Source organism: Halomonas sp., assembly GCF_034520545.1.
GTDB lineage: Bacteria > Pseudomonadota > Gammaproteobacteria > Pseudomonadales > Halomonadaceae > Halomonas.
In genome coordinates, this window is sequence record NZ_JAXHNN010000002.1 from 353632 (window position 1) to 374681 (window position 21050).

At 64.5% G+C, this 21050-nt stretch carries 24 protein-coding genes; 8 read left to right on the forward strand and 16 right to left on the reverse strand.

Annotated elements, in window-relative coordinates:
• Positions 1-21 precede the first annotated feature (21 nt).
• A complete protein-coding gene (locus tag U5L98_RS01695; RefSeq protein ID WP_322556614.1) occupies positions 22-246 on the forward strand; it encodes a DUF1653 domain-containing protein in 225 nt (74 codons plus the stop codon).
• A gap of 4 nt (positions 247-250) precedes the next feature.
• Here U5L98_RS01695 and U5L98_RS01700 read toward each other — a convergent pair whose 3' ends face one another.
• From U5L98_RS01700 to lptF, 8 genes are all read right to left on the reverse strand, one after another.
• A complete protein-coding gene (locus tag U5L98_RS01700) occupies positions 251-1018 on the reverse strand; it encodes an ABC transporter permease (RefSeq protein ID WP_322556615.1) in 768 nt (255 codons plus the stop codon).
• 13 nt (positions 1019-1031) lie between these two features.
• Positions 1032-1808 carry an ABC transporter ATP-binding protein gene (locus U5L98_RS01705; RefSeq protein ID WP_322556616.1) on the reverse strand — a complete coding sequence of 259 codons (777 nt, stop codon included), beginning with the start codon at positions 1806-1808 and terminating at the stop codon, positions 1032-1034.
• Between the two features lie 2 nt (positions 1809-1810).
• The gene (locus U5L98_RS01710) at positions 1811-2851 is read right to left on the reverse strand and encodes an ABC transporter substrate-binding protein (protein ID WP_322556617.1); all 1041 of its coding nucleotides are present in this window, start codon (positions 2849-2851) and stop codon (positions 1811-1813) included.
• Positions 2852-3150: 299 nt separating this feature from the next.
• Positions 3151-3633: a bacterioferritin gene (bfr, locus tag U5L98_RS01715; RefSeq protein ID WP_322556618.1), complete on the reverse strand. Its 483-nt coding sequence runs from the start codon at positions 3631-3633 to the stop codon at positions 3151-3153.
• A 158-nt stretch (positions 3634-3791) separates the two neighbouring features.
• Positions 3792-3998, reverse strand: coding sequence for a (2Fe-2S)-binding protein (locus U5L98_RS01720; protein ID WP_322556619.1), 207 nt, complete (start codon positions 3996-3998; stop codon positions 3792-3794).
• Between the two features lie 113 nt (positions 3999-4111).
• Positions 4112-4585 (reverse strand): RDD family protein, encoded by a 474-nt coding sequence (locus U5L98_RS01725; protein ID WP_322556620.1) that lies wholly within the window; start codon positions 4583-4585, stop codon positions 4112-4114.
• Between the two features lie 12 nt (positions 4586-4597).
• Complete coding sequence (gene lptG / locus U5L98_RS01730) at positions 4598-5662, reverse strand: LPS export ABC transporter permease LptG (protein ID WP_322556621.1); 1065 nt, start codon at positions 5660-5662, stop codon at positions 4598-4600.
• Positions 5659-6741: an LPS export ABC transporter permease LptF gene (gene lptF, locus U5L98_RS01735; RefSeq protein ID WP_322556622.1), complete on the reverse strand. Its 1083-nt coding sequence runs from the start codon at positions 6739-6741 to the stop codon at positions 5659-5661. Before lptF ends, lptG begins: the two co-directional genes overlap by 4 nt.
• Positions 6742-6878: 137 nt before the next feature.
• Here lptF and U5L98_RS01740 point away from each other — a divergent pair, with 137 nt between their 5' ends.
• The 3 genes from U5L98_RS01740 to U5L98_RS01750 all read left to right on the forward strand — a co-directional run bounded on the left by U5L98_RS01740 (position 6879) and on the right by U5L98_RS01750 (position 11818).
• Positions 6879-8405, forward strand: a complete 1527-nt coding sequence (locus U5L98_RS01740) for a leucyl aminopeptidase (RefSeq protein ID WP_322556623.1) — start codon at positions 6879-6881, stop codon at positions 8403-8405.
• Position 8406: 1 nt separating this feature from the next.
• Positions 8407-8853 carry a DNA polymerase III subunit chi gene (locus U5L98_RS01745; RefSeq protein ID WP_322556624.1) on the forward strand — a complete coding sequence of 149 codons (447 nt, stop codon included), beginning with the start codon at positions 8407-8409 and terminating at the stop codon, positions 8851-8853.
• 118 nt (positions 8854-8971) lie between these two features.
• The gene (locus tag U5L98_RS01750; protein WP_322556625.1) at positions 8972-11818 is read left to right on the forward strand and encodes a valine--tRNA ligase; all 2847 of its coding nucleotides are present in this window, start codon (positions 8972-8974) and stop codon (positions 11816-11818) included.
• 203 nt (positions 11819-12021) lie between these two features.
• Here U5L98_RS01750 and U5L98_RS01755 read toward each other — a convergent pair whose 3' ends face one another.
• The 3 genes from U5L98_RS01755 to U5L98_RS01765 form a co-directional block, all read right to left on the reverse strand.
• Complete coding sequence (locus U5L98_RS01755; RefSeq protein ID WP_322556626.1) at positions 12022-12321, reverse strand: type II toxin-antitoxin system RelE/ParE family toxin; 300 nt, start codon at positions 12319-12321, stop codon at positions 12022-12024.
• Positions 12309-12587: a CopG family ribbon-helix-helix protein gene (locus U5L98_RS01760; RefSeq protein WP_322556627.1), complete on the reverse strand. Its 279-nt coding sequence runs from the start codon at positions 12585-12587 to the stop codon at positions 12309-12311. The genes U5L98_RS01755 and U5L98_RS01760 overlap by 13 nt, the downstream gene beginning before the upstream one ends.
• Positions 12588-12823: 236 nt before the next feature.
• Positions 12824-13270: an META domain-containing protein gene (locus U5L98_RS01765; RefSeq protein ID WP_416208163.1), complete on the reverse strand. Its 447-nt coding sequence runs from the start codon at positions 13268-13270 to the stop codon at positions 12824-12826.
• 112 nt (positions 13271-13382) lie between these two features.
• Here U5L98_RS01765 and U5L98_RS01770 point away from each other — a divergent pair, with 112 nt between their 5' ends.
• The gene (locus tag U5L98_RS01770; RefSeq protein ID WP_322556629.1) at positions 13383-13787 is read left to right on the forward strand and encodes a DoxX family protein; all 405 of its coding nucleotides are present in this window, start codon (positions 13383-13385) and stop codon (positions 13785-13787) included.
• On the opposite strand, the gene U5L98_RS01775 is transcribed toward U5L98_RS01770, so the two are convergent.
• Positions 13788-14228, reverse strand: a complete 441-nt coding sequence (locus U5L98_RS01775) for a VOC family protein (protein WP_322556630.1) — start codon at positions 14226-14228, stop codon at positions 13788-13790.
• A 169-nt stretch (positions 14229-14397) separates the two neighbouring features.
• The gene (locus U5L98_RS01780; RefSeq protein WP_322556631.1) at positions 14398-14847 is read right to left on the reverse strand and encodes a DUF411 domain-containing protein; all 450 of its coding nucleotides are present in this window, start codon (positions 14845-14847) and stop codon (positions 14398-14400) included.
• A 78-nt stretch (positions 14848-14925) separates the two neighbouring features.
• On the opposite strand from U5L98_RS01780, the gene U5L98_RS01785 reads away from it, so the two are divergent.
• Complete coding sequence (locus U5L98_RS01785) at positions 14926-15477, forward strand: DNA-3-methyladenine glycosylase I (protein ID WP_322556632.1); 552 nt, start codon at positions 14926-14928, stop codon at positions 15475-15477.
• A 95-nt stretch (positions 15478-15572) separates the two neighbouring features.
• Entirely contained in the window at positions 15573-16640 is a 1068-nt protein-coding gene (locus U5L98_RS01790) for a metal-dependent hydrolase (protein WP_322556633.1), read from the forward strand.
• 102 nt (positions 16641-16742) lie between these two features.
• Here U5L98_RS01790 and U5L98_RS01795 read toward each other — a convergent pair whose 3' ends face one another.
• Positions 16743-17507: a COG3650 family protein gene (locus U5L98_RS01795; protein WP_322556634.1), complete on the reverse strand. Its 765-nt coding sequence runs from the start codon at positions 17505-17507 to the stop codon at positions 16743-16745.
• 191 nt (positions 17508-17698) lie between these two features.
• Here U5L98_RS01795 and U5L98_RS01800 point away from each other — a divergent pair, with 191 nt between their 5' ends.
• Positions 17699-18613 (forward strand): LysR family transcriptional regulator, encoded by a 915-nt coding sequence (locus tag U5L98_RS01800; RefSeq protein ID WP_322556635.1) that lies wholly within the window; start codon positions 17699-17701, stop codon positions 18611-18613.
• Here U5L98_RS01800 and U5L98_RS01805 read toward each other — a convergent pair.
• The gene (locus tag U5L98_RS01805; RefSeq protein WP_322556636.1) at positions 18600-20216 is read right to left on the reverse strand and encodes an ATP-binding protein; all 1617 of its coding nucleotides are present in this window, start codon (positions 20214-20216) and stop codon (positions 18600-18602) included. The genes U5L98_RS01800 and U5L98_RS01805 overlap by 14 nt on opposite strands.
• A gap of 2 nt (positions 20217-20218) precedes the next feature.
• Positions 20219-20932, reverse strand: coding sequence for a winged helix-turn-helix domain-containing protein (locus U5L98_RS01810; protein ID WP_322556637.1), 714 nt, complete (start codon positions 20930-20932; stop codon positions 20219-20221).
• Between the last annotated feature and the right edge of the window lie 118 nt (positions 20933-21050).

The following is a 21050-nucleotide window of genomic DNA, read 5'->3' on the forward strand; positions in this document are numbered from 1 at the left end:
CAAGACCAGAGGAGCACTCCCATGGAACACGATGCCCCCCGGCCTGGCATCTACCGCCACTACAAGGGCCCGCTCTACGAGGTACTCGGCGTCGCCCGGCACAGCGAAACCGAGGAGCCGCTGGTCGCCTATCGTGCTCTCTACGCCGACTACGGCCTCTGGGTTCGCCCCCTGGACATGTTCCTGGAGACCGTCGACGTACAGGGCGAGCCGGTGCCCCGCTTCGCCCTGGAGAGGGCCTTCTGAGCCTCTACCTCTGTCCGCGATGCGCCCAGGCCGTCATGCGCTTCTCGATCAGCGCGAAGAGCTCATACATCACCATGGCCATGGCGCTGATCACGATAAGTCCGGCGAACACCAGCGCCATGCGCATCTGCGAGCCAGCGCTCATCATCAGGTAACCGATGCCCTGGTTGGAGGCCACGGTCTCCGAGACCACGGTTCCCACGAAGGCCAGGGTAATGGCCACCTTCAGTGAGGCGAAGAAGTAGGGCAGCGAACGCGGCAGCCCCACCTTGAGCAGCACGTCCATACGGCGGGCACCGAGCACTCTCAGCACGTCCTCCAGTTCCGGCTCAAGGGTGGCGAGGCCGGTGGCCACGTTGACCACGATGGGGAAGAAGCAGATGAGAAAGGCGGTGAGAATCGCCGGCACCGAACCGATACCGAACCACACCACCAGGATGGGCACGAAAGCCACCTTGGGGATGGCGTTGAAACCCACCAGCAGCGGATAGCAGGCGTGGTAGAGGAAGCGCGAGGAGCCGATGACGAAGCCCAGCGCCAGCCCCACCACCACGCCAATACCGAAGCCGGCCATGGTGGTCCAGAAGGTCTGCCAGGAATGCATGCCGATGGGGCCGGCATAGGTCACCAGCGCCTGGGCGGTCGCCCAGGCACCGGGAAACAGGAATTCCGGCACGTCCAGCAGACGGACGACCGCCTCCCAGATCACCACCAGGACCACCACCGCCACCCAGGGAGCGAGGCGTTCGAGGGTTCTCTCGTTGATGCGCATACAGGCTCCTCGCTCAGGTGCTACGTATCTCGCCGATCTGCGCCCGCAGCTCCTGAACCAGGGCGATGAAGGGCGCCTCGTAGGTGATCGCCAGTTCCCGTGGTCGCGGCAGGTCGATGTGGCGGCGCTCGACGATGCGTCCCGGCCGGCGGCTCATGACGTAGACGGTATCCGCCAGGAAGGCGGCCTCGCGAAGGTCGTGGGTGACCAGCACCACGGTGAAACGGTGGGCCTCCCAGAGGTCACGCAGCACGCACCAGAGTTCCTCGCGGGTGAAGGCATCCAGGGCCGCAAAGGGCTCGTCGAGCATCAGCAGGCGCGGACGGTGGATCAGCGCCCGACAGATGGAAGCACGCTGCTGCATGCCACCGGAAAGCTGCCAGGGAAACTGATTCTCGTAGCCTTCGAGTCCTACTGTACGCAGCAGGCCACGGGCCCAGTCCTTGAATTCCTCGCGCCGCTTGCGGAACTGCGAACGGTAAGGCTTGACGATCTCCAGGGGCAGCAGGACGTTGTCCAGGGTGGTCCGCCAGGGCAGCAGATTGGCGTTCTGGAAGGCCATGCCGGAGATCTTCAGAGGCCCTCCCACCGGCTCGCCATCGACCCTCACGCTGCCCGTGGTTGGCCCGTGCAGCCCGGTGCAGAGCTTCATGAAGGTCGACTTGCCGCAGCCACTGGGCCCCACGAAGGCGACGAACTCACCCTCCCCGATGGAGAGGGTGATGTCCTCGATGGCGTTACCGGTATCGTCGTAGGCCAGGCTCACCTGGTCGAAATCGACGAACGCCATCGTCACGGCACCTCGGGGAAGATCATGCGATCCTCCTTCGGCGGCAGGTAGGACGAATCGAAGACCTGGTCGGTGGTGGGCACCGACGGCAGGTCATAGGCATCGGCCACCAGCTGTATCGACTCACGCAGGCGCGCCTCGTCCACGGCGCCGGCACCGTTGGCACGGGCATCGGGGGTATCGATGGCGCCCTCGATGGCCAGCTTGAGGCGCCGCGTCTCCAGCTCCCTGTCGATCAGGCCGTCGCGGGCGTGCACGTAGGCGATGGCGCCATCCGGGTCGGCCAGGGTCTGCTCGAGGGCACGGTTGAAGGCCCGCAGGAAGCCCTCGACAGCCTCGGGGTTCTCCTCGGCGAAGGCTTCGCTGGCGATGATGGCATTGCCGTATAGCGGCACCCCATATTCCGGAAACGGCATGATGGTGAGCTCGTCCCTGCCCATGCCGCGACCTTCAAGATTGAGCAGGCTAGTGAAATAGAAGCCGGTGATGGCGTCCACGTCACCGCGAACCAGCAGGGTCTCGCGCAGCGTCGGATCGACGTTCTGCCATTCGACGGCATCGTCCTCGAGACCATTGGCGGCGGCGAAGATCCCCCAGGCCCGATAGCCGGTATCGAAGGTGGGAGCGCCAAGGGTCTTGCCGGCGAGATCTTGCGGTGACGCGATACCGCGGTCCTTGCGGGCAAAGACCGTGGCCGGGGAACCGTCGTAGACCACGTAGACGCCCTGGATACCGGGAGCATCGGGATTCTCGGCAAGAAACTCGACCAGGGCGTTGAGATCGCCGAAGCCCATCTCATAGGCCCCCGATGCCACCCGGTTGATGGCGCCGGCGGAGCCGCTCCCCGAGTCCACCTGGACATCGAGGCCCTCCTCGGCGAAATAGCCGCGCTCGACGGCCATCAGAAAGGGGGCCGAAGGCCCTTCGAAGCGCCAGTCGAGTTGAAAGCGAATGGGCGTCTCGTCAGCCAGGGAGACGCCTGTGAGAGAAAAACCCAGCACGGCAGCCAGCAAGCCGGTGCTTCGGGAAAGGTGTCGACGCATGAAGAATGTCCTCGCTCAGATTGTTGGTGATTGTTGTCATGCAGGAAGTCTGCCAAGTCGAACACCTGACCTCTCGGTCAGGGATGGTGCGCCATGAGGCAGCAACCACCCCGGCGGAGTCGCACCGTCACGGGTCGAAGCTCGGCGTCACACGATGACTATGCACCAGCGTAGAACATTCGGAAAATCTTGGGACGCGCTCGCTGAACAAGGCGTTAGTCAGGGGACAAGCGTCTTAGAAGCAATACCGGCGCCACTAGGGCGCCGGATATGGAAGTCATGCGGGGGTCAGGCGGCCATCATTCTTCGCCGGCTTCTTGCATCTGCCGCTGCATATAGTTCTCGAGACCCACCTTGTCGATCAACCCGAGCTCAGTCTCGATATGATCGATATGGCCTTCCTCGTCGGCGAGGATGTCCCGGAAAAGGTCGCGACTGACGTAGTCCTTGACCTGCTCGCAGTAGGTGATGGCTTCGATGTAGTCCAAGCGCCCTTCATGCTCGATCTTCAGGTCGCACTCGAGCATCTCACGCACGTTTTCGCCGATGTTCAGCTTGCCGAGGTCCTGAAGATTGGGTACGCCTTCAAGGAAGAGGATACGCTCGATCAGCTTATCGGCGTGCTGCATCTCTTCGATGGACTCGTCGTACTCCCACTTGGCCAGCGCTTTCAGACCCCAATCCTTGTACATCTTGGCATGCAGGAAATACTGGTTGATGGCCACCAGCTCGTTGCCGAGCGCGGTGTTCAAGTGTTCGATAACCTTGCTGTCGCCTTTCATCTCATTACCTCGATCATGATTGTCAGAATGCTGACTGCCAGCTTGGCACGGCCATCAGAGACTGGCTAGCCTGTACCCCAACAGTCTAGGCGATATCAGTCAAAACTCAATCAAATCATGGGCTTGCTAAACACAAAGGCGAACGATAGCGATTATCGTTAGACGGCGTAGGCGAGTCCCTCGGCCGAAGCCCTCAACTCATCCCTGATCGCTTCGCGGGTGATGTCCTTGCCGATGCCGGCACACTTGCCGCACTGGGTCCCGCACCCCGTTGCCTGCTGGACCTCGCGCCAGCTGCGCGCTCCGTCCTCCACGGCCCCACGAATCCGGTGATCGGTCACGTTCTTGCAGAGACAGACGTACATGGCATCACCTCACGCTGATCATGAACTGAATGTAAATGATTCGCATGGGTGATCGCAAGCAGTTTCCCGAAAAAAAACCTGACCGAGGTCAGCCTTGATGCACCTCACGCCCCTCAACGACGCTTGGGCAGGACCACCACCCGGGTGCCGGAAGCGATGTCAGGCCAGCTGCGTTTCTCGGCATCGACGAGGAGCCACAGGTACCCCAGGCCGAAGACGGCCAGCGAGATGCCGGCTACCAGAAAACGCTGCAGTGCCTGGAGGCCGGTGATCGAGCAGCCATCGCGAGTCTGCACCCGCAGCCGCCAGGCCTGCATGCCCAGCGTCATTCCGCCGCGGGTCCAGAAGAAGGCGAAGAAGGCAAAGGCGCTAAAGCCCATCAACAGGCGCAACGAAATCACCTGGGCGAACCCCGTGCCCACCTGGTCCGCCGGGACATCCAGCACCAATCGCACCACTGCCAGGTGCGCCGAAGCCAGGACGATCCAGATCGCCAGCACCAGCAGTCCATCGTAGAGCATGGCGCCCAGCCGCCGGCCGAGGCCCGCCGGCCAGGTGTCATCGAGTTGGTCGAAGCGTCGTTGCATGAATCCCTCGGCTCAGCCTGTACGGCGCAATAGATAGAATCCCAGCCCGGCACACAGCAGGGTCGGCGCCAGCACTGCCCAGGCCGGCGAGAAGCCGAATACCATGGAGGCCGGACCAAGCAGATCCTGCAGATACTTGAAGACCAGGCCGGTGATCACCCCGTAGAAAACCCGGGTACCGGCGGCCACGGTGCGCAGGGGGCCGAACACGAAAGAAGCAGCCACCAGGACCAGCGACGCCATGGTCAATGGCATCAGCATTTTCTGCCAGAAGTAGAGCAGCGGCTGGGTCGCCTGCTGACCCTGGTCGCGCAGATAGCGGGCATAGGCCCACAGCTCGCTGGGCGCCTGGCTCTCCACGTCACGCAGCAACCGATTAAGCTGGGCCGGCGTCATGGCGGTCTCCCAGACCTGGGTGTCATGGCGCTCGACTTCCGTACGTGCCTCCTCGAAGCGTGTAACCGCCACATTCTCCAGCTCCCAGCGGTCATCACGCCACACCGCCCGTCGGGCACTCATCGCCTCGCGCAGGGCATTCCCCTCGAATCGGTAACGGGTCAGATCGAGCACGGTGTCATCGGCGCGGATGGCGCCGAAGCGATAGAAGTTGTTGCCCTCGCGCTGCCAACCACCGCGTTCGGTGACCACCGCACCCTCACCCTGCATCTGCTGCAGGCGCCAGGCGCTGGCGAACTGCTCGGTGCGAGGACTGACGAACTCGGCGATGGCGAGCACGATCAGTATCACCAGGATGATGGGTTTCATCACGCCCCACAGGATACGTACCAACGAGCGCCCGGCGGCGCGCATCACCGTCAGCTCGTTGCTCGAGGCCATGCTGCCAAGGCCGATCAGCGCCCCGATCAACACCCCCACAGGCGCGTACTGGTAGAAGCGCCAAGGCAGACGCATCAGCAAATAGAGCAGTACCTGGAAGGCGCCGTAATCACCCTCAACGTCACCGAGGTCGTTGATGTAGGTGATCACCAAATCCAGGCCCAGCAGTACCACTTGCACCACGATGATGGCACCCAGCACGTTACGGGCGATATAGCGATCGAGCCGGTCGATGATCATCCACTCATTCCCTTGTGCTGGGCCCGGATCATCATGACCAGACCGATGGCCAGAAAGCCGCCATGGATCGGCCACATCCCCACCGTCACAGGCCAGCTGCCGCGACCGATGGCGTCCAACGCCGCCAGCAGCAGGCTGAGATAGGCCACATAGAGGAAGATGGCCGGCAGCAGCTTGGCGAAGCGCCCCTGGCGGGGATTGACCCGAGAGAGTGGCATGGCCAGCAGGGTCAGGATGAAGACCATCAACGGCAGGCCCAACCGCCACTGCAATTGGGCCCGTGCCGGCAGAGCATCATCGGTGAACAGCGCCGAGGTGGTGGCGTACTCGGGCGAATCGAGTTCGGGGCTCTCGGCCGCCCTCGATAGGCGCACGGCATAGGTGCCGAATTCCAGCCGCTCGGCCTCGGCCCGTCCGGGATCAACGCTATAGCGCTCGCCATCGGCAAGCACCAGGAAGCGGCTGCCGGTCTCCGCATCGACGGTCTGATAGCCGCTTGCGGCCCGAGTCACCACGCTCTCCGGTGTGCCGTCACCACGCGACTGTCGCTCACTGATAAAGACCTCGCGCATTTCCTGCTCATCGTTGCTGAGGGCTTCGGTATAGGCCGTGCGCCCGCCGCCGAAATCCTGGAAGCGTCCCGGCGCCAAGGCAGAAAAGTCGAGCTGGCTGCGCTGCTCCTCGATCAGTATCTCGTTGTGCAGGGCGCCGGCCGGAGTCAGCCAGAGGCTGCACATTCCCACCAGGATCGCCACCACCGTCGCTGGCACCAGACTGACCTGCAGCAGGCGGTTGGGGCTGATACCGCAGGCCACCAGCACGGTGATCTCGCTATTTAGGTAGAGCTGGCCATAGGCCAGCAGGATGCCCAGAAAAAAGGCCAGCGGCAGAATCAGTTCGAGAAATCCCGGCAGATGGAAGAGCATCAGGGTGCCGAGAATACTTGCCGGGAGCTCGCCCTCGGCGGCATTGGAGAAATAGCGGATGAAGCGGCTGCCCATGATCACCAGCAACAGCACGCCCGCCACGGCGGCCATGGTCAGCAGGATCTCGCGGGTCAGGTAACGGAATATGATCAACGCTGTCTCCCGGCCCGGCACCCCGCGGGGCCCGGCCATCTTCCATGCAATGACGCCTTGCCTTGGGTACACTGGGATGACTCGGCAACGTGCCGGCATTATCCAGAATCCCCCATCGCTTGTCTTGTGGAGTCACCATGGAATTCCCTGTCCAGACGGCCAATCCCGCCAAGGCCGAGACGGCCTGTCTCGTGGTACCGGTTTTCAAGGACGGCGAACTGCTGCCCGCTGCCGCCAAGCTCGACGATGTCAGCGAGCGGCTGATCGGCCAGCTGATCGAGCGCGGTGATTTCGACGCCAGGCTCGGCAATGTGCTGCTGGTTCCCTTCGCGCCGGGGCTCAATGCCGACCGCCTGTTGCTGGTGGGCCTCGGCAGCCGCGACAGCTGCCGGGAAGGCGCCTTCTGCAAGGCACTCGATGCCGCCTTCACCGCCCTGGCGGCGCTGCCCATCGAGGACGTTGCCGTGGCCTTCACCGACGTGCTGGTGCCCGAGCGAGCCTGCGACTGGAAGGCCCGCATGGTGGCCGAGGCAGCCCATCGCGCCGTGTACCGCTTTGACGAGTTCAAGTCCGAGACCCCCCCCGCGCCGCAGCTTTCCCGCGTCACCCTGCTGGTCAGCGAACACGGCGATGCCGAGGCGGCCCGCCAGGGTGGGCGCATCGGTGACGCCATCGGCCGGGGGGTGGCCACCACCCGCACCCTGGGCAATCTGCCGGGCAACATATGCACCCCGACCTACCTGGCAGAACAGGCCGAGGCGCTAGGCCATGCCTCCGATGGGGCGCTGTCCGTGGAGATCCTCGACGAAGAGGCGCTGGAGCGTCTCGGCGCCCACAGCCTGCTCTCAGTAGGCCGGGGCAGCGAGCAGCCCTCGCGGCTGATCGTCATGACGTACCAGGGTGCCGAGAGCGCCGACGAGGCGCCCCATGTGCTGGTCGGCAAGGGCATCACCTTCGACACCGGCGGCATCTCGCTCAAGCCCGGCGAGGCCATGGACGAGATGAAGTTCGACATGTGCGGGGCGGCCAGCGTATTCGGTACCGTCACCTCGGTGCTGGCCATCCGGCCGAAAATCAACCTGGTGGCCATCGTTGCCGCCGCCGAGAACATGCCTGACGGCCGTGCCACCAAGCCCGGCGATATCCTCAAGACCCTCAAGGGGCTCTCCGTCGAGGTGCTCAACACCGACGCCGAGGGCCGCCTGGTGCTGTGTGATGCCCTGACCTATGCCGAGCGCTTCGAACCCGCTAGCGTGGTGGACATTGCCACCCTCACCGGTGCCGTCATCATCGCGCTGGGCCACCATGCCACCGGCCTGCTCGCCAACGATGACGACCTGGCACTGGACCTGCTGGATGCCGGGGAAACCGCCTGGGACCGCGCCTGGCACCTGCCGCTGTGGGACGAGTATCAGCAGCAGCTCGACTCCAACTTCGCCGACCTGGCCAACATCGGCGGCCGTCCGGCGGGCACCATCACCGCCGCCTGCTTCCTCTCGCGCTTCACCGACCGATTCCCCTGGGCTCACCTGGACATCGCCGGCACGGCCTGGACCTCCGGCAAGGAAAAGGGCGCCAGCGGCCGCCCGGTGGGACTGCTGACCCAGTACCTGCTGGACCGCGAGGAGGAGACGCGCAGCGTGGAGAACGGCAACGAGATGTAGCATGACCCAGGTCGACTTCTACATACTCCCTGACACCACCCTGGAGGCACGTCTCAACTTTGCCTGCCGGTTGGCCGAGACGATCTACCGCAAGGGCTATCGGCTACATCTGCATGCCGCAGAAGAGACCATGGCCCGGGAGCTGGATGATCGGCTCTGGACCTTCCGGGCCGACGCCTATGTGCCCCATGCCGTGCTCGGCAGCGACCTGGCCGATGACGTCCCGGTCACCATCGGCTGGCAGGACCTGCCGATGGACGGCGAGCCGCCCCAGGCGCTGCTCAACCTGCACCCCGCGATCCCGGAATGGTTCTCGCGCTTCGAGCGGGTCGCCGAGATCATAAACCAGCATCAGGACGTGCTCACCGCCAAGCGCGAGTGCTGGCAGACCTACAAGCAGCGCGGCTACCGGGTCACTCCTCACAAGCTCAAGGGCCAGGCGGGCTGACGCCAGACCGTCCTTCGGGCTATAATCATGCCCATTTTTTAAGCATCCCCGGCACCCTGGCAGCGCCCGTGAGGCGAGTTGCCATGGGTCGGTGCCACCTCCTCGACCCGGAACGCCCATGGACAAGACCTACCAACCCGAGCAGATCGAATCCCGCTGGTACGAGCGCTGGGAAGCCGACAACCGTTTCGCCCCGTCCGGCGAGGGCACGCCCTACTCCATCATGATCCCGCCGCCCAACGTGACCGGCAGTCTGCACATGGGCCACGCCTTCCAGGACACCATCATGGATACCCTGATCCGCTGGCGGCGGATGCAGGGTCGCAACACCCTCTGGCAGGTGGGCACCGACCACGCCGGCATCGCGACGCAAATGCTGGTGGAGCGCAAGGTCGCCGCCGAGGAGGGCAAGACCCGCTTCGATCTTGGCCGCGAGGCCTTCATCGAGAAGGTGTGGGAGTGGAAGCACGAATCCGGCAACCATATCACCCGCCAGCTGCGTCGCATGGGCGCCAGCGTCGACTGGTCGCGGGAGCGCTTCACCATGGACGACGGCTTCTACAAGGCGGTGCAGGAAGTCTTCGTACGCCTCCATGAGGAGGACCTGATATACCGCGGCAAGCGGCTGGTCAACTGGGACCCCACCCTGCACACCGCCATCTCTGATCTCGAGGTCGAGAACCGCGACCAGCAGGGCAGCTTCTGGCACTTTCGCTATCCGCTGGCCGACGGTGTGACAACCGACACCGGCCTCGACCACCTGGTCGTCGCCACCACCCGTCCCGAGACCCTGCTCGGCGACACCGGGGTGGCGGTGAACCCTGAGGACACGCGCTACGCGTCGCTGGTGGGGAAGTTTGTTGAGCTGCCGCTGGTGGGTCGGCGTATCCCGATCGTGGCGGATGAGCATGCCGATATGGAGAAGGGGTCAGGGTGCGTGAAGATCACCCCGGCCCACGACTTCAACGACTACGAAGTGGGCCGCCGTCAGGATCTGCCGCTGATCAACGTCTTCTCTCAGGATGCCGCCATCCTCGCGCGAGGCGAGGCCTTCGACATCCAGGGCCGGCATCTGCCCGATATCGACCCGACCCTGCCCGAGGCCTACGCCGGCCTGGATCGCTTCGAGGCGCGGCAGCGCATCGTCGCCGACATGGAGGCCGCCGGCCTGCTCGAGCAGGTAGAGACGGTCAACAACACCATGCCCTACGGCGACCGCTCCGGCGACGTCATCGAACCGCTACTCACCGATCAATGGTTCGTCGCCGTGGAGAGCCTGGCAAGGCCTGCCATCGAGGCCGTGGAGAAGGGCGACATCCAGTTCGTGCCGAAGAACTACGAGAACATGTACTTCGCCTGGATGCGCGACCTCCAGGACTGGTGCATCTCCCGCCAGCTGTGGTGGGGCCACCGTATCCCCGCCTGGTACGACGAGGACGGCAACGTTTACGTGGCGCGCAGTGAAGAGGAGGCTCGGCAGAAGCATGATCTCCCCGCCGAGCTGTCGCTCACCCAGGACGAGGACGTGCTGGACACCTGGTTCAGTTCCGGGCTCTGGACCTTCGGCACCCTGGGCTGGCCGGAACAGACTCCGGAGCTTACGACCTTCCACCCCTCCAGCGTGCTGGTCACCGGCTTCGACATCATCTTCTTCTGGGTCGCGCGGATGATCATGCTGACTGGCAAGTTCATGGGCGAGGTGCCCTTCAAGCAGGTCTATGTCCACGGCCTGGTGCGCGACGGCCAAGGCCAGAAGATGTCCAAGTCCAAGGGCAATGTGCTCGATCCCATCGACCTGATCGACGGCATCGACCTGGAAGCGCTGGTTGAGAAGCGGACCGGCAGCCTGATGCAGCCGCAGAAGGCCAAGGCGATCGCCAAGGCCACCCGCGACGAGTTCCCCGAGGGCATCGAGCCCCACGGCACCGACGCCCTGCGCTTCACCTTCCTCTCCCAGGCCACCACCGGTCGCGACATCAAGTTCGATATGGGCCGCTTGGACGGTTACCGCAATTTCTGCAACAAGCTGTGGAACGCCTCGCGCTATGTGCTGATGAATGCCGAGGGCGAGGATACTGGTCTCGATGATGCCCCGGTGGAGCTATCGCTTGCCGACCGCTGGATCGTCTCGCGCCTGCAGCAGACCGAAGCCCAGGTCACCAAGGCCCTGGAAGAGTTCCGCTTCGACCACGCCTCCCAGGCGCTCTACGAGTTTGTCTGGAACGAGTATTGCGACTGGTACCTGGAGCTCTCCAAGCCGGTGCTATGGGACGAAGAGGCCTCGGCCGACGCCAAGCGCGGCACACGACGCACCCTGGTCCGCGTGCTGGAAGCGATCCTGCGCCTGGCCCATCCCATGATGCCCTTCATCTCCGAAGAGATCTGGCAGCGCGTTGCCCCGCTCGCCGGCACCTACCAGGACGAGGACGATTCCCTCATGATCCAGTCCTGGCCGCAGCCCGATGAAAGCAGGATCGACGAAGCCGCCACCCACGATATCGAGTGGCTCAAGGGGATCATCGTCGCAGTGCGCAACATCCGCGCCGAGATGAACATCGCCCCGGGAAAACCGCTGGAAGTACTGCTCACCAAGGGCACCCCGGAAGACGCCAGGCGCCTGACGGCCAATCGGCCATTCCTCGCCAAGCTGGCCAAGCTCGAGCGTGCCGAGTGGCTCAACTACCCCGAGCTGGCTCCGCTGTCGGCCACCCAACTGGTGGGCGAGATGGAAGTGCTGGTGCCCATGGCCGACCTGATCGACAAGGAGACCGAACTCGCCCGCCTGGCCAAGGAGATCGAGAAACAGGACAAGCTGATCGGCGGCATCGAGAAGAAGCTGGGCAACGAGAGCTTTGTCGCCAAGGCACCGGAGGCGGTGGTCGAGAAGGAACGCAGTAAGCTGGCCGACTTCCAGGCCTCTCGCAAGATGCTAATCGAGCAACACGACAAGATCGCCGCGCTGTAACCACGGAAACTGAAGCCTGAACAACGCGACCTTTTCGATGCTATTGGCCTGCCGGTACCTGCGGCATCCCGCTTGTAGTACCAATTTTGAAAAGGTGTTTTCAAATTAATTAGATGCTTACGCTTCTAACTGTCGAACTCGGGGTACGAGAAAAAATGAGAGCCTTATATATCCCCCTGGTGACGGGGGCACCAGGGGGCAGGTCACAAGAGAGAGAAGCCGGCTTCTCTCTGATGACGGATGGCCAGTACCACCACAGTGTCTCCATCGAGGCGGTACCGCGCGATGTAACCGCTATCACCAAAATCAATCAGCCAATCCCGATATTCCTCGGATAGATCATCGATCGGGCGGCCGATATGTGGGAATTTCCCAAGCTCTTGGATGCCCTGGATGATCGCCTTCGCGGCTCTCTCAGCTGCTGCTGGATTATTTGGCCGCAGGAATTCACGCAGTCGCTCCAGATCCCGGACTGCTGCCGGAGCAAAGGTCACTTGTGGCATGTGGGGGCCGATACCTCATCATCCTTCCCCCAGCTGACCAGCCACTGCTCCACTTCGTCAGCGGTCGCATGCAAGCCTGTCGCTTGGTAGTCCTCCCAAGCTTTGAGCGCGTCCTGCCTGAAGGCCTCGCGTCTTTCCTCTCGCTCCACATACTGCTCAATGGCCTCACGCATGAGCCAGTGTGCCGAGCGCTGACGAGCGTCGGCCAGATGCTGGACCCGTCCTTTCAGACTGTCGTCGAGCTTGATGGATGTTGGTCGTGCCATGCTGACCTCCGTAGCCAAAGGTAATACCTATATATACTGTAGGTCATGATGGCCAGGCTGTCGATGTACGAACAACTAGCAAGAAAACATTGGTTTTCTTGGCATAATAATTTCACATTTACGCGTTGGCTGACGTACGGGAAATCTATTGATGATTGAAGTGGCCTCGGCGATGCACACATCAGGAAAAACCCAGGAACACCGCCAGCGCTCGGTTAACGGCGACCATGGTGAGATCAATCGACGCGGCGCCAGCCCCCGAGCACCCGCTGGTCGGGGCCGAAGAATACCAGCCGGTCGTGGTCGATCAGGTAGCGGTAGGCACTCTCCAGCATCCCGGTGACTCGCTGCGCCTCGTCTCCCTTCGGGCAGGCACGGCGGGTGGTGGCCAGCTCCGAGAACGCGATGCGATTGTTCTCGCCCAACTGCGCCCGGCCACTCATCTGATTACAGCCATCGCTGCCACTGACTCGGCCATCGCGGTCGATCACGAAGTAGGGGCGCTCGGGAAATTCGAGTCGCTCGTTGGTACCCACCAGCAGCAGGTTCCAGCGCTGATCGACCACCGGCCCCTCGAGCCGGGCCGCGGAGTCATCGACCTCGAGGACCGGGCGGCTGCTGCAGGCGGCCAGCAGCAGAGCGCCTGCCGCCAGCAGCAGTGTATTGCGTAACGTTTTGATCATCATGGTATCTTCCTTGAGACAAGAGGCGATTGCCCAGGCGCCAAGCTTGCCCCAACCGGGGCATCGAGACAATTTTCCCGCCCCCCTTATTTGCTCCTCCATGAGGCCCTGCATGCTCCAAGCGCTCCATAACGATGCCCTCGGCAAGCTGATCCTGCGACTGACCGTGGCCGGCCTGCTGCTGCCCCACGGACTGACCAAGCTGCTCAACCCGGGCAGCCTGACCTGGATCGGCAACACCCTGGCCGGGCAAGGCCTGCCGACCGTGCTCGCCTATGGCGTGCTGATCGGCGAGGTGGTGGCACCGCTGATGGCGCTGATCGGCTGGCGAAGCCGTGTGGCGGGGCTGCTGATGGCCGCCAACATGGTGGTGGCCATCTTCCTGGTGCACATGGGCGAGCTCACCACCTTCAAGGGCAACGGCGGCTGGGCCCTGGAGCTGCAGGGCTTCTTCCTGTTCGGCGCCGTCGCCATCGTCTTCCTGGGAAGCGGACGGATGGCCTGGCGACCTGACTGATCACCAGGTTCCCACATTGTCCATCGATGCCCAGGGCTCTTTCGGTTCCTGGGCATCACCCTTCTGGAGCAACTCGACGGAGATGTTATCCGGGCTCCTGACAAAGGCCATGTGGCCGTCCCGGGGCGGACGGTTGATGGTCACGCCGTTGGCCTGGAGGTGCTCGCAGAGGGCATAGATGTCATCGACCCGATAGGCCAGGTGGCCGAAGTTGCGCCCGCCGGTGTATTCCTCCGGATCCCAGTTCCAGGTCAGCTCGAGTTCCGGCGCCTTGAGTTCGGCCGAGCGCGCCTCGTCCTCCGGGGCGGCCAAAAAGACCAGGGTGAAGCGGCCCTTCTCGCTCTCCTTGCGACGCACCTCGGTCAGACCGAGCAGGTCGCAGTAGAAGTGCAGCGAGGCGTCGAGGTCGCTGACGCGCACCATGGTATGCAGGTACTGCATGGTTAACTCCTTGTCGTTACTGACGAAATTGGCAGGGGCCTTGCTGGGGACACGCCTTTCCGGAGGCGCTGTGAATACTTCCTTGTACGCTACCGACGCCATCCCTGGCGTAGGACCTCCTCCAAGGCGTGCCCCCAGCGCCCTTGTTGGTACCAGATGGTAGCCTGATTCAGTGAACGTACTCGTTGAAGATCGCCGGCGTGCGATCGTCATGGCGCCAGCCCAGCACCGCATAGTCATCCTGGCGCCCCGTTTCCATGCCGGGGGAGCCGTGGGGCATGCCCGGCACCGACAGGCCCGCCAGATCGGGCCGCTCATCCAACAGGCGACGAATGTCGGCCGCAGGGACATGGCCCTCGATCACGTAGCCGTCCACCACCGCGGTGTGGCAGGAGGCGAGCCGGGGCGAAACACCATGCTCGATCTTCACTCCACGCATATCGCGTGTTTCGTGCTGTTGCACCTCAAAGCCCTCGGCCTCCAGGTGCTCGGCCCAGGCGGTGCAGCAGCCGCAGTTCGGGTCCTTATGCATCTCCACCACGGGCGACTCGGCCCAGGCGGGGATGGCGGCGAGGGCCAGCAGGGTGCCGGCAAGGGTCAGGCGTTGAAGTGATGTCATGAAGGGTACTCCCCGAGATAAGGTATCGGCACGATTGTCGGCTATCTGCCGGCCCCACCGCCACCCCGGAGCGACAGCATGAACCATTACTGCGACCTGGCCCCCGGGCATCCGTTCCATGGGCCCTATCACGACCACGAATACGGCTTCCCCGTGGACGACGATCGCACCCTCTTCGAGCGCCTGGTGCTGGAGATCAACCAGGCGGGACTCTCCTGGCTCACCGTGCTGAAGAAGCGCGAGGCCTTCCGGGTCGCCTTCGAGGGCTTCGACATCGACCGCATCGCCGGCTACGGCGAGGCCGAGCGGGCGCGGCTGCTGGCGGATGCCGGCATCATCCGCAACCGTCTCAAGGTCGATGCGGTGATCCACAATGCCGGGGTGGTACAGGCCCTGCAAGCCGAGCACGGCAGCCTGCGCGACTGGCTCGACCACCACCATCCGCTCCCCCACGCCGACTGGATCAAGCTCTTCAAACGGACCTTTCGTTTCACTGGACCCGAGATCACCGGCGAATTCCTGATGAGTACCGGTTACCTCCCAGGTGCCCACCGCGACGACTGCCCCGTGCAGGCGCGAATTCTCGAAGCCGGGCCGCACTGGGACGAGGGCCGGCGCCCCTTGCTATGAATCGGGATAGTTCCTGCCTATCGGTCACGTAGGGGAACCGATGCCCCGCACATGGCATCATTACCGGAGATTCTCGCTGCGAGGAACGCCTCTCGATGGACTCAATTACCCAGGCCGCACTGGGCGCGGCAATCGGTGGCACCGTGCTCGGCCGACGGTTGGGCCGCAAGGCGGTCCTCGTTGGCGCGGTCCTCGGCACCCTCCCCGACCTGGACGTGGTCATCGATTACGGCGATGCGGTGGCCAACGTCACCGAGCACCGCGGCTTTTCCCACTCGCTGTTCGTGCTGGCGGGTCTGGCCATCGCCCTGGCGTTGCTGTCGCGGCGCTTCGCCCCGGCCAGGGACATCTCGCTGCGCCGCTGGGGGCTCTTCTTCGGGCTCATCCTGCTGACACACCCATTGCTCGACGCCCTGACCACCTACGGCACCCAGCTCTGGTGGCCGCTGGACATGCGTCCCGCGGCCTGGCCCGTGGTGTTCATCATCGACCCGATCTACAGCCTGCCGCTGCTGGTGGGCGTGGGGGTGGCACTCGCCACCGGCAGGGCGCACCGAGCCCCGACCTGGGGACTAGCGCTCTCCTGTGCCTACCTGGTGTTCGCCGTCGGAGCCAAGCAGCTGGTCGAGGCGCGCATCGCACCAGTGCTCGCCGAGCAGGGGCTGCAGCAGGCACCGCGACTCGTCCAGCCAACGCCTTTCAATACCCTGCTGTGGCGGGTCACGGTGGCCGACGGCAAGTATCACCACGAGGCCTTGGTAGGCGTATTCGACGGTGACCGCTCTCCGGGGCTGGAGACCTACACCCGTGGGGCTGATCTGGAAGAGACGGCGCTCGACAGCGCGCGGGGCCGGCGCCTCGAATGGTTCGCCGGCCCCTTCCTGCGCTACGAGACCCGCCAGCTCGATGGCCGCGAAACTCTGGTGGCCACCGACCTGCGGCTCGGCTTTCCGGGCTTTCACCCCTTCGCCTTCACCCTGGCCACCCGCGATGACGGGGACTGGCAGCCGGTCGAGACCTCCGAACAGCTGTCTTCTTCTTCGCGCAACAACCGTGACGCCCTTGCCCGGCTGGGTTTCCGCATCCTCAGCCCGGAACCGCCGCTGTGCACCAGCGAATTCGTTCCCCGCCACTGGCTGATCAGCACGTCCGGACGGTGTTGACGAGCACGGGCGAAGGGTCAGTGGCTGATCAGCACACCCGGCCAGTGCTAACAACGGCTGCCGCGGTTCAGAGCGGCGAGCCGCGACGACAGCCGGAATGCATCAGGGAGCGATGCCCTGGCCGCAGCCACGATACTGCTCACCATCGATGCTCAGGGTAACCCGCGCCGGGAAGGGCTGACCGCTCATGCTGTCGAAGCAGGCTCGCGCCTCGAGGCGAAGCTCGAAGGGGATATCGGCCCGCCCGCTGGCCAGGATCATGCGCGCCTCGTCGTTGTCCAGGGTGGTCACCCGATAGGGCAGGGTCATCTCGCGCTCGCCATAGTCCAGCACCAGCGTCGCCTCGGGCCGGTGGCTGGCCAGATTGACCACCCACCCCGGCTCGTTACCACGGGCGTGAAACATGGTGCCCGGCCGCTGGCGGCGGGTTAATGCCTTCTGGGAAAGGTCGCGGGTGCAATCGAGCCGCCCGGTGGCGCTCTCCACCACCGCCTCGTCGCCCTTGTTCCAGAAGCTGAGATCGCCCTGCTGGTAGCGGGCACCGCTGGCCACCACCGCCGGCAGCAGCCGAAAGGCCCCATGGGCGGACCAGAGTCGCAGCTCCTCCTCGGTCGCCGCGGTGACCAGGTCCTGGGCCGGCGTGCAGCGCCAGGCGGTAAGCGTCCCGGCATCGCCAGGGAAGAAGAGCGAGGGCATCAGCGGCGCAGCGGGCTGGGCTTCGGACGCCCCCTCCTCGGGGGGCGCCCCGCGATCAGCGACCTCGGGGCGTGTCACCGCCTCGTCCGGTGTGGCGGCGCAGCCGGCCAGCAGCAGGGCTGTCCCCAGCAGAACCAGGGGACGGGCGGCGGAAAGGGGGTAACAAGACATGGCAGCTCCTTGCGTATCGGCGATATTCCCCGAGCATACCAGCTACCCCGCCGATGCGCGGATAACCGATGACATGAGCCAGCATCATGATGACACCCTTTGTACATGAATGATGCACCTGAGCCTCGCTGGCCAGCGGATGTGAATCAAACTAAGCTTCCTAGTCTTGTAAATGAACCAGGCTCACTCGAATGCTCGAACTTCGCCACCTGCGCACCCTCGTGGCCCTACGCGATGCCGGCTCACTGGTGGAGGCCGCCGAACGCGTGCACCTGACCCAGTCGGCCCTCTCCCACCAGATCAAGGACCTGGAGGAGCGTCTGGGTAGCCCACTGTTCCTGCGCAAGTCGAAACCGGTGGAGTTCACCCGGGCCGGGACGCGCCTGCTGACCCTGGCCGAGCAGGTCCTGCCGCTGGTGCGCATGGCCGAGCGCGACCTGGCCCGACTAGCCGGCAACGAACAGGGCCGGCTGCACATGGCCATCGAGTGCCACAGCTGCTTCCAGTGGCTGATGCCTACCATCGACTATTTTCGCGACCACTGGCCGGAGGTGGAGATCGACATTCCCGGCGGCTACCACTTCGACCCCCTGCCGGCGCTGGTCCGCGAACAGCTCGACCTGGTGATCACCGCCGACCCACAACCGCTTCCCGGCATCCACTACGAACCGTTGTTCCGCTATGAGGGCCTGCTGGCGGTGGCCCGCCAGCACCCTCTGGCGGGCCATTCCTTCGTCACCCCCGAAGAACTGGCCGAGGAAACCTTGATCACCTATCCGGTGGAGCATTCCCGACTGGACGTCTTCTCGCAGTTTCTCGATCCCGCCGGGGTACACCCCAGGAAAGTGCGCACCGCAGAACTGACGATCATGATGATGCAGCTGGTAGCCAGCGGACGCGGCGTCTGTGCCCTGCCCAACTGGGCCCTCACCGAGTATCTGGAACGCGACTACGTCAAGGCGGTGGCCCTGGGCGAGAAGGGGGTGTGGAGCACACTGTTCGCGGCGATCCGCGAGGAGACCCGCGGCGCGCCCTGGATGGAAGACTTCCTGCGCACCGCCCGAGAGACCTCCTTTGCGGTACTGGAAGGAATCAAGCCGGCGTAGCGCTGCGCCGCGGCAGCAGCAGAGTGAAGCGCGCCCCGCCCAGTTCGGCACTGGCATCCACCATCACGCTGCCGCGGTGCCAAACCATGACCTTCTGCACGATGGAAAGCCCCAGGCCGTAGCCACCGGAACGGCGGGTGCGGCTGTCATCCAGGCGGGCGAAGGGCTTGAAGACCTCGGTGCGCGCCGCCGCAGGGATGCCGGGGCCATCATCCTCCACGTCCAGGCGCACCAGCCGGGATTCGCTCTGCAGGCGGATCACCACCCGGCGGCGGGCATGGCGACAGGCATTGGCCACCAAGTTCTGCAGCGCCCGTTGCAGGTAGCGCGGCTCCGCCTGGACCTCCACCTCCGGCCCCTCGTCCAGCTCGATGCGGATGTCGCGATGCAGCGGCCGCAGCGCCTCGATGACCCGCTCGGCCATGGCACGGCAGTCGATCAGCGAGGTATCGAACTCGGCACCGTTGGCCGTCTCGCTGCCCAGTCGAGCATAGGTGAGGATCTCGTCGATCAGCTCGTCGAGCTCGGTGATGTCACCATCGACCCCCTCCAGCTGCCGACGGATCGCCGGATCGTCGGTCATGTCCTCGACCATCTGCACCGCGAAGCGGATGCGCGCCACCGGCGTGCGCAGCTCGTGGGACACGGCGCGAATCATGTCCTGCTGAGCACGCAGCAGCGACTGCACCTGGGTGGCCATGCCATTGAAGGCCATCCCCAGGCGTCCCAGGAAATCGCCGCTCTCGACCTTGACGCGAGTATCCAGGCGGCCGCCGGCGATGCGCGTGGCGGCCAGCTCGAGCCGGGCCATGCGCGCTTCCACGCCGCGCACGATGAGGTAGATGATCGCCGCCAGCACGCCGAGCAGCAGCACCAGCAGCAGCAGCAGCAGCGACACCGGCAGCGGCTCGAAGGCCTTCACCGGGCCGATGGCCAGCCAGCGGGGCTGTGCCTCACTACCGGGCAGCAGGCGGTACATCATGATGGACCAGCGGCCGGGCAACAGCCGGATCACCACCTCGCCCTCGGTCAGGCGGGCCAGCTGGTGGGCGTCCAGCCCCTCCGGCGGCGCAACGCTCAGCTGCAGAGGAATGCCGCCGCCGGTAACCTGCTCGAGCCGTTCCTGACGGGCAGTGTCCGGTGCCTGGATTAGCCACTCGGCGAGCAGCTCGGTGAGCCCGCGCAGTTGCTGCTCGCTAAGGCCCACGAGGTCGACCTCCAGCAACTGCTCGCCACCGGGCAGCAGGCGCTTCAGTTGCCAGCCATGCTCGCCACGGGGAAGAACCAGCACCCGGCCGCGCTCGAGGCGCGACCGTGAAAAATAATTGAGGGAAAGGTCATCAATCGACACCAGCCGCAGGATCATGTCGAGCTGTTCGCCGCGGCTCGCCAACCAGGCCTCGCGACCGGCCTCGGGCAATGCGTCCACCCAGGCGGTCAGCACCCGCATGGGCGGTTCGACCAGCTGCTCGCGATAATGCTCGCGGCGTACCTGATCGACCATGGCCAGCCCCAGCAGGGCCAGACCGAAAGTCAGCAGCAGCGCCAGCGCCAGCAGGACATAGACGCGCAGGAAAGTGCTGTCGGCCAGGGTCCGACGCATGCTCAGCCATCCCTGACGAAGAGATAGCCCTTGCTGCGCACCGTCTTGATGCGGTGCGGCTGGTTGGGGTCATCGCCGATCTTGGGGCGGATGCGCGAGACACGCACGTCGATGGAGCGATCCTGGCCGTCGTACTTGATACCGCGCAGACGTTCGAAAATCTCTTCGCGGGTCAGCACCCGGCCGGCGTTGCTGGCCAGCAGCCAGAGAAGATCGAACTCGGCACTGGTCAGATCGATGCGCTGGCCATCCAGCCAGGCCTCTCGCGTGGCGTTGTCGATCACCAGGTCGGAGAACGTCAGACGCGTCTCACCGCCGGCCTCTGCCGGCTCGGCGCGCCGCAGCAGGGCACGCATGCGGGCCAGCAGCACCCGCGGCTGCACTGGCTTGGGCACATAATCGTCGGCGCCCATCTCGAGGCCCAGTACCTGGTCCATGTCGTCGGTGCGGGCGGTGAGCATCATGATCGGGCCGGCGTAGTCGCTGCGCACCCGGCGGCAGATCGACAGGCCATCCTCGCCGGGCAGCATGAGATCGAGGATCACCAGGTCCGGTTGCAGGGAAAGAATCTGCTCCACCCCACGGGCGCCATCGGCCTCGACCGTGACCCGGAAGCCGTTGGCCTCAAGGTAGTCGCGGGTCAGGCCGGCCAGCCGCTCGTCATCCTCGATGATCAGCACATGATCCTGTTCCTGGGCTTGCAAGCTGTCGTCCATCCTCTGTTCCATCCCGGCGGGCAGGTGAGCGGTCGCGGGGCTCCCGCTGTCGGGAGCCAACGCCAATGGCTAAAGGATACCCGAAATCCGGCATTCCGCCTTCCCGTCTCCACACGGC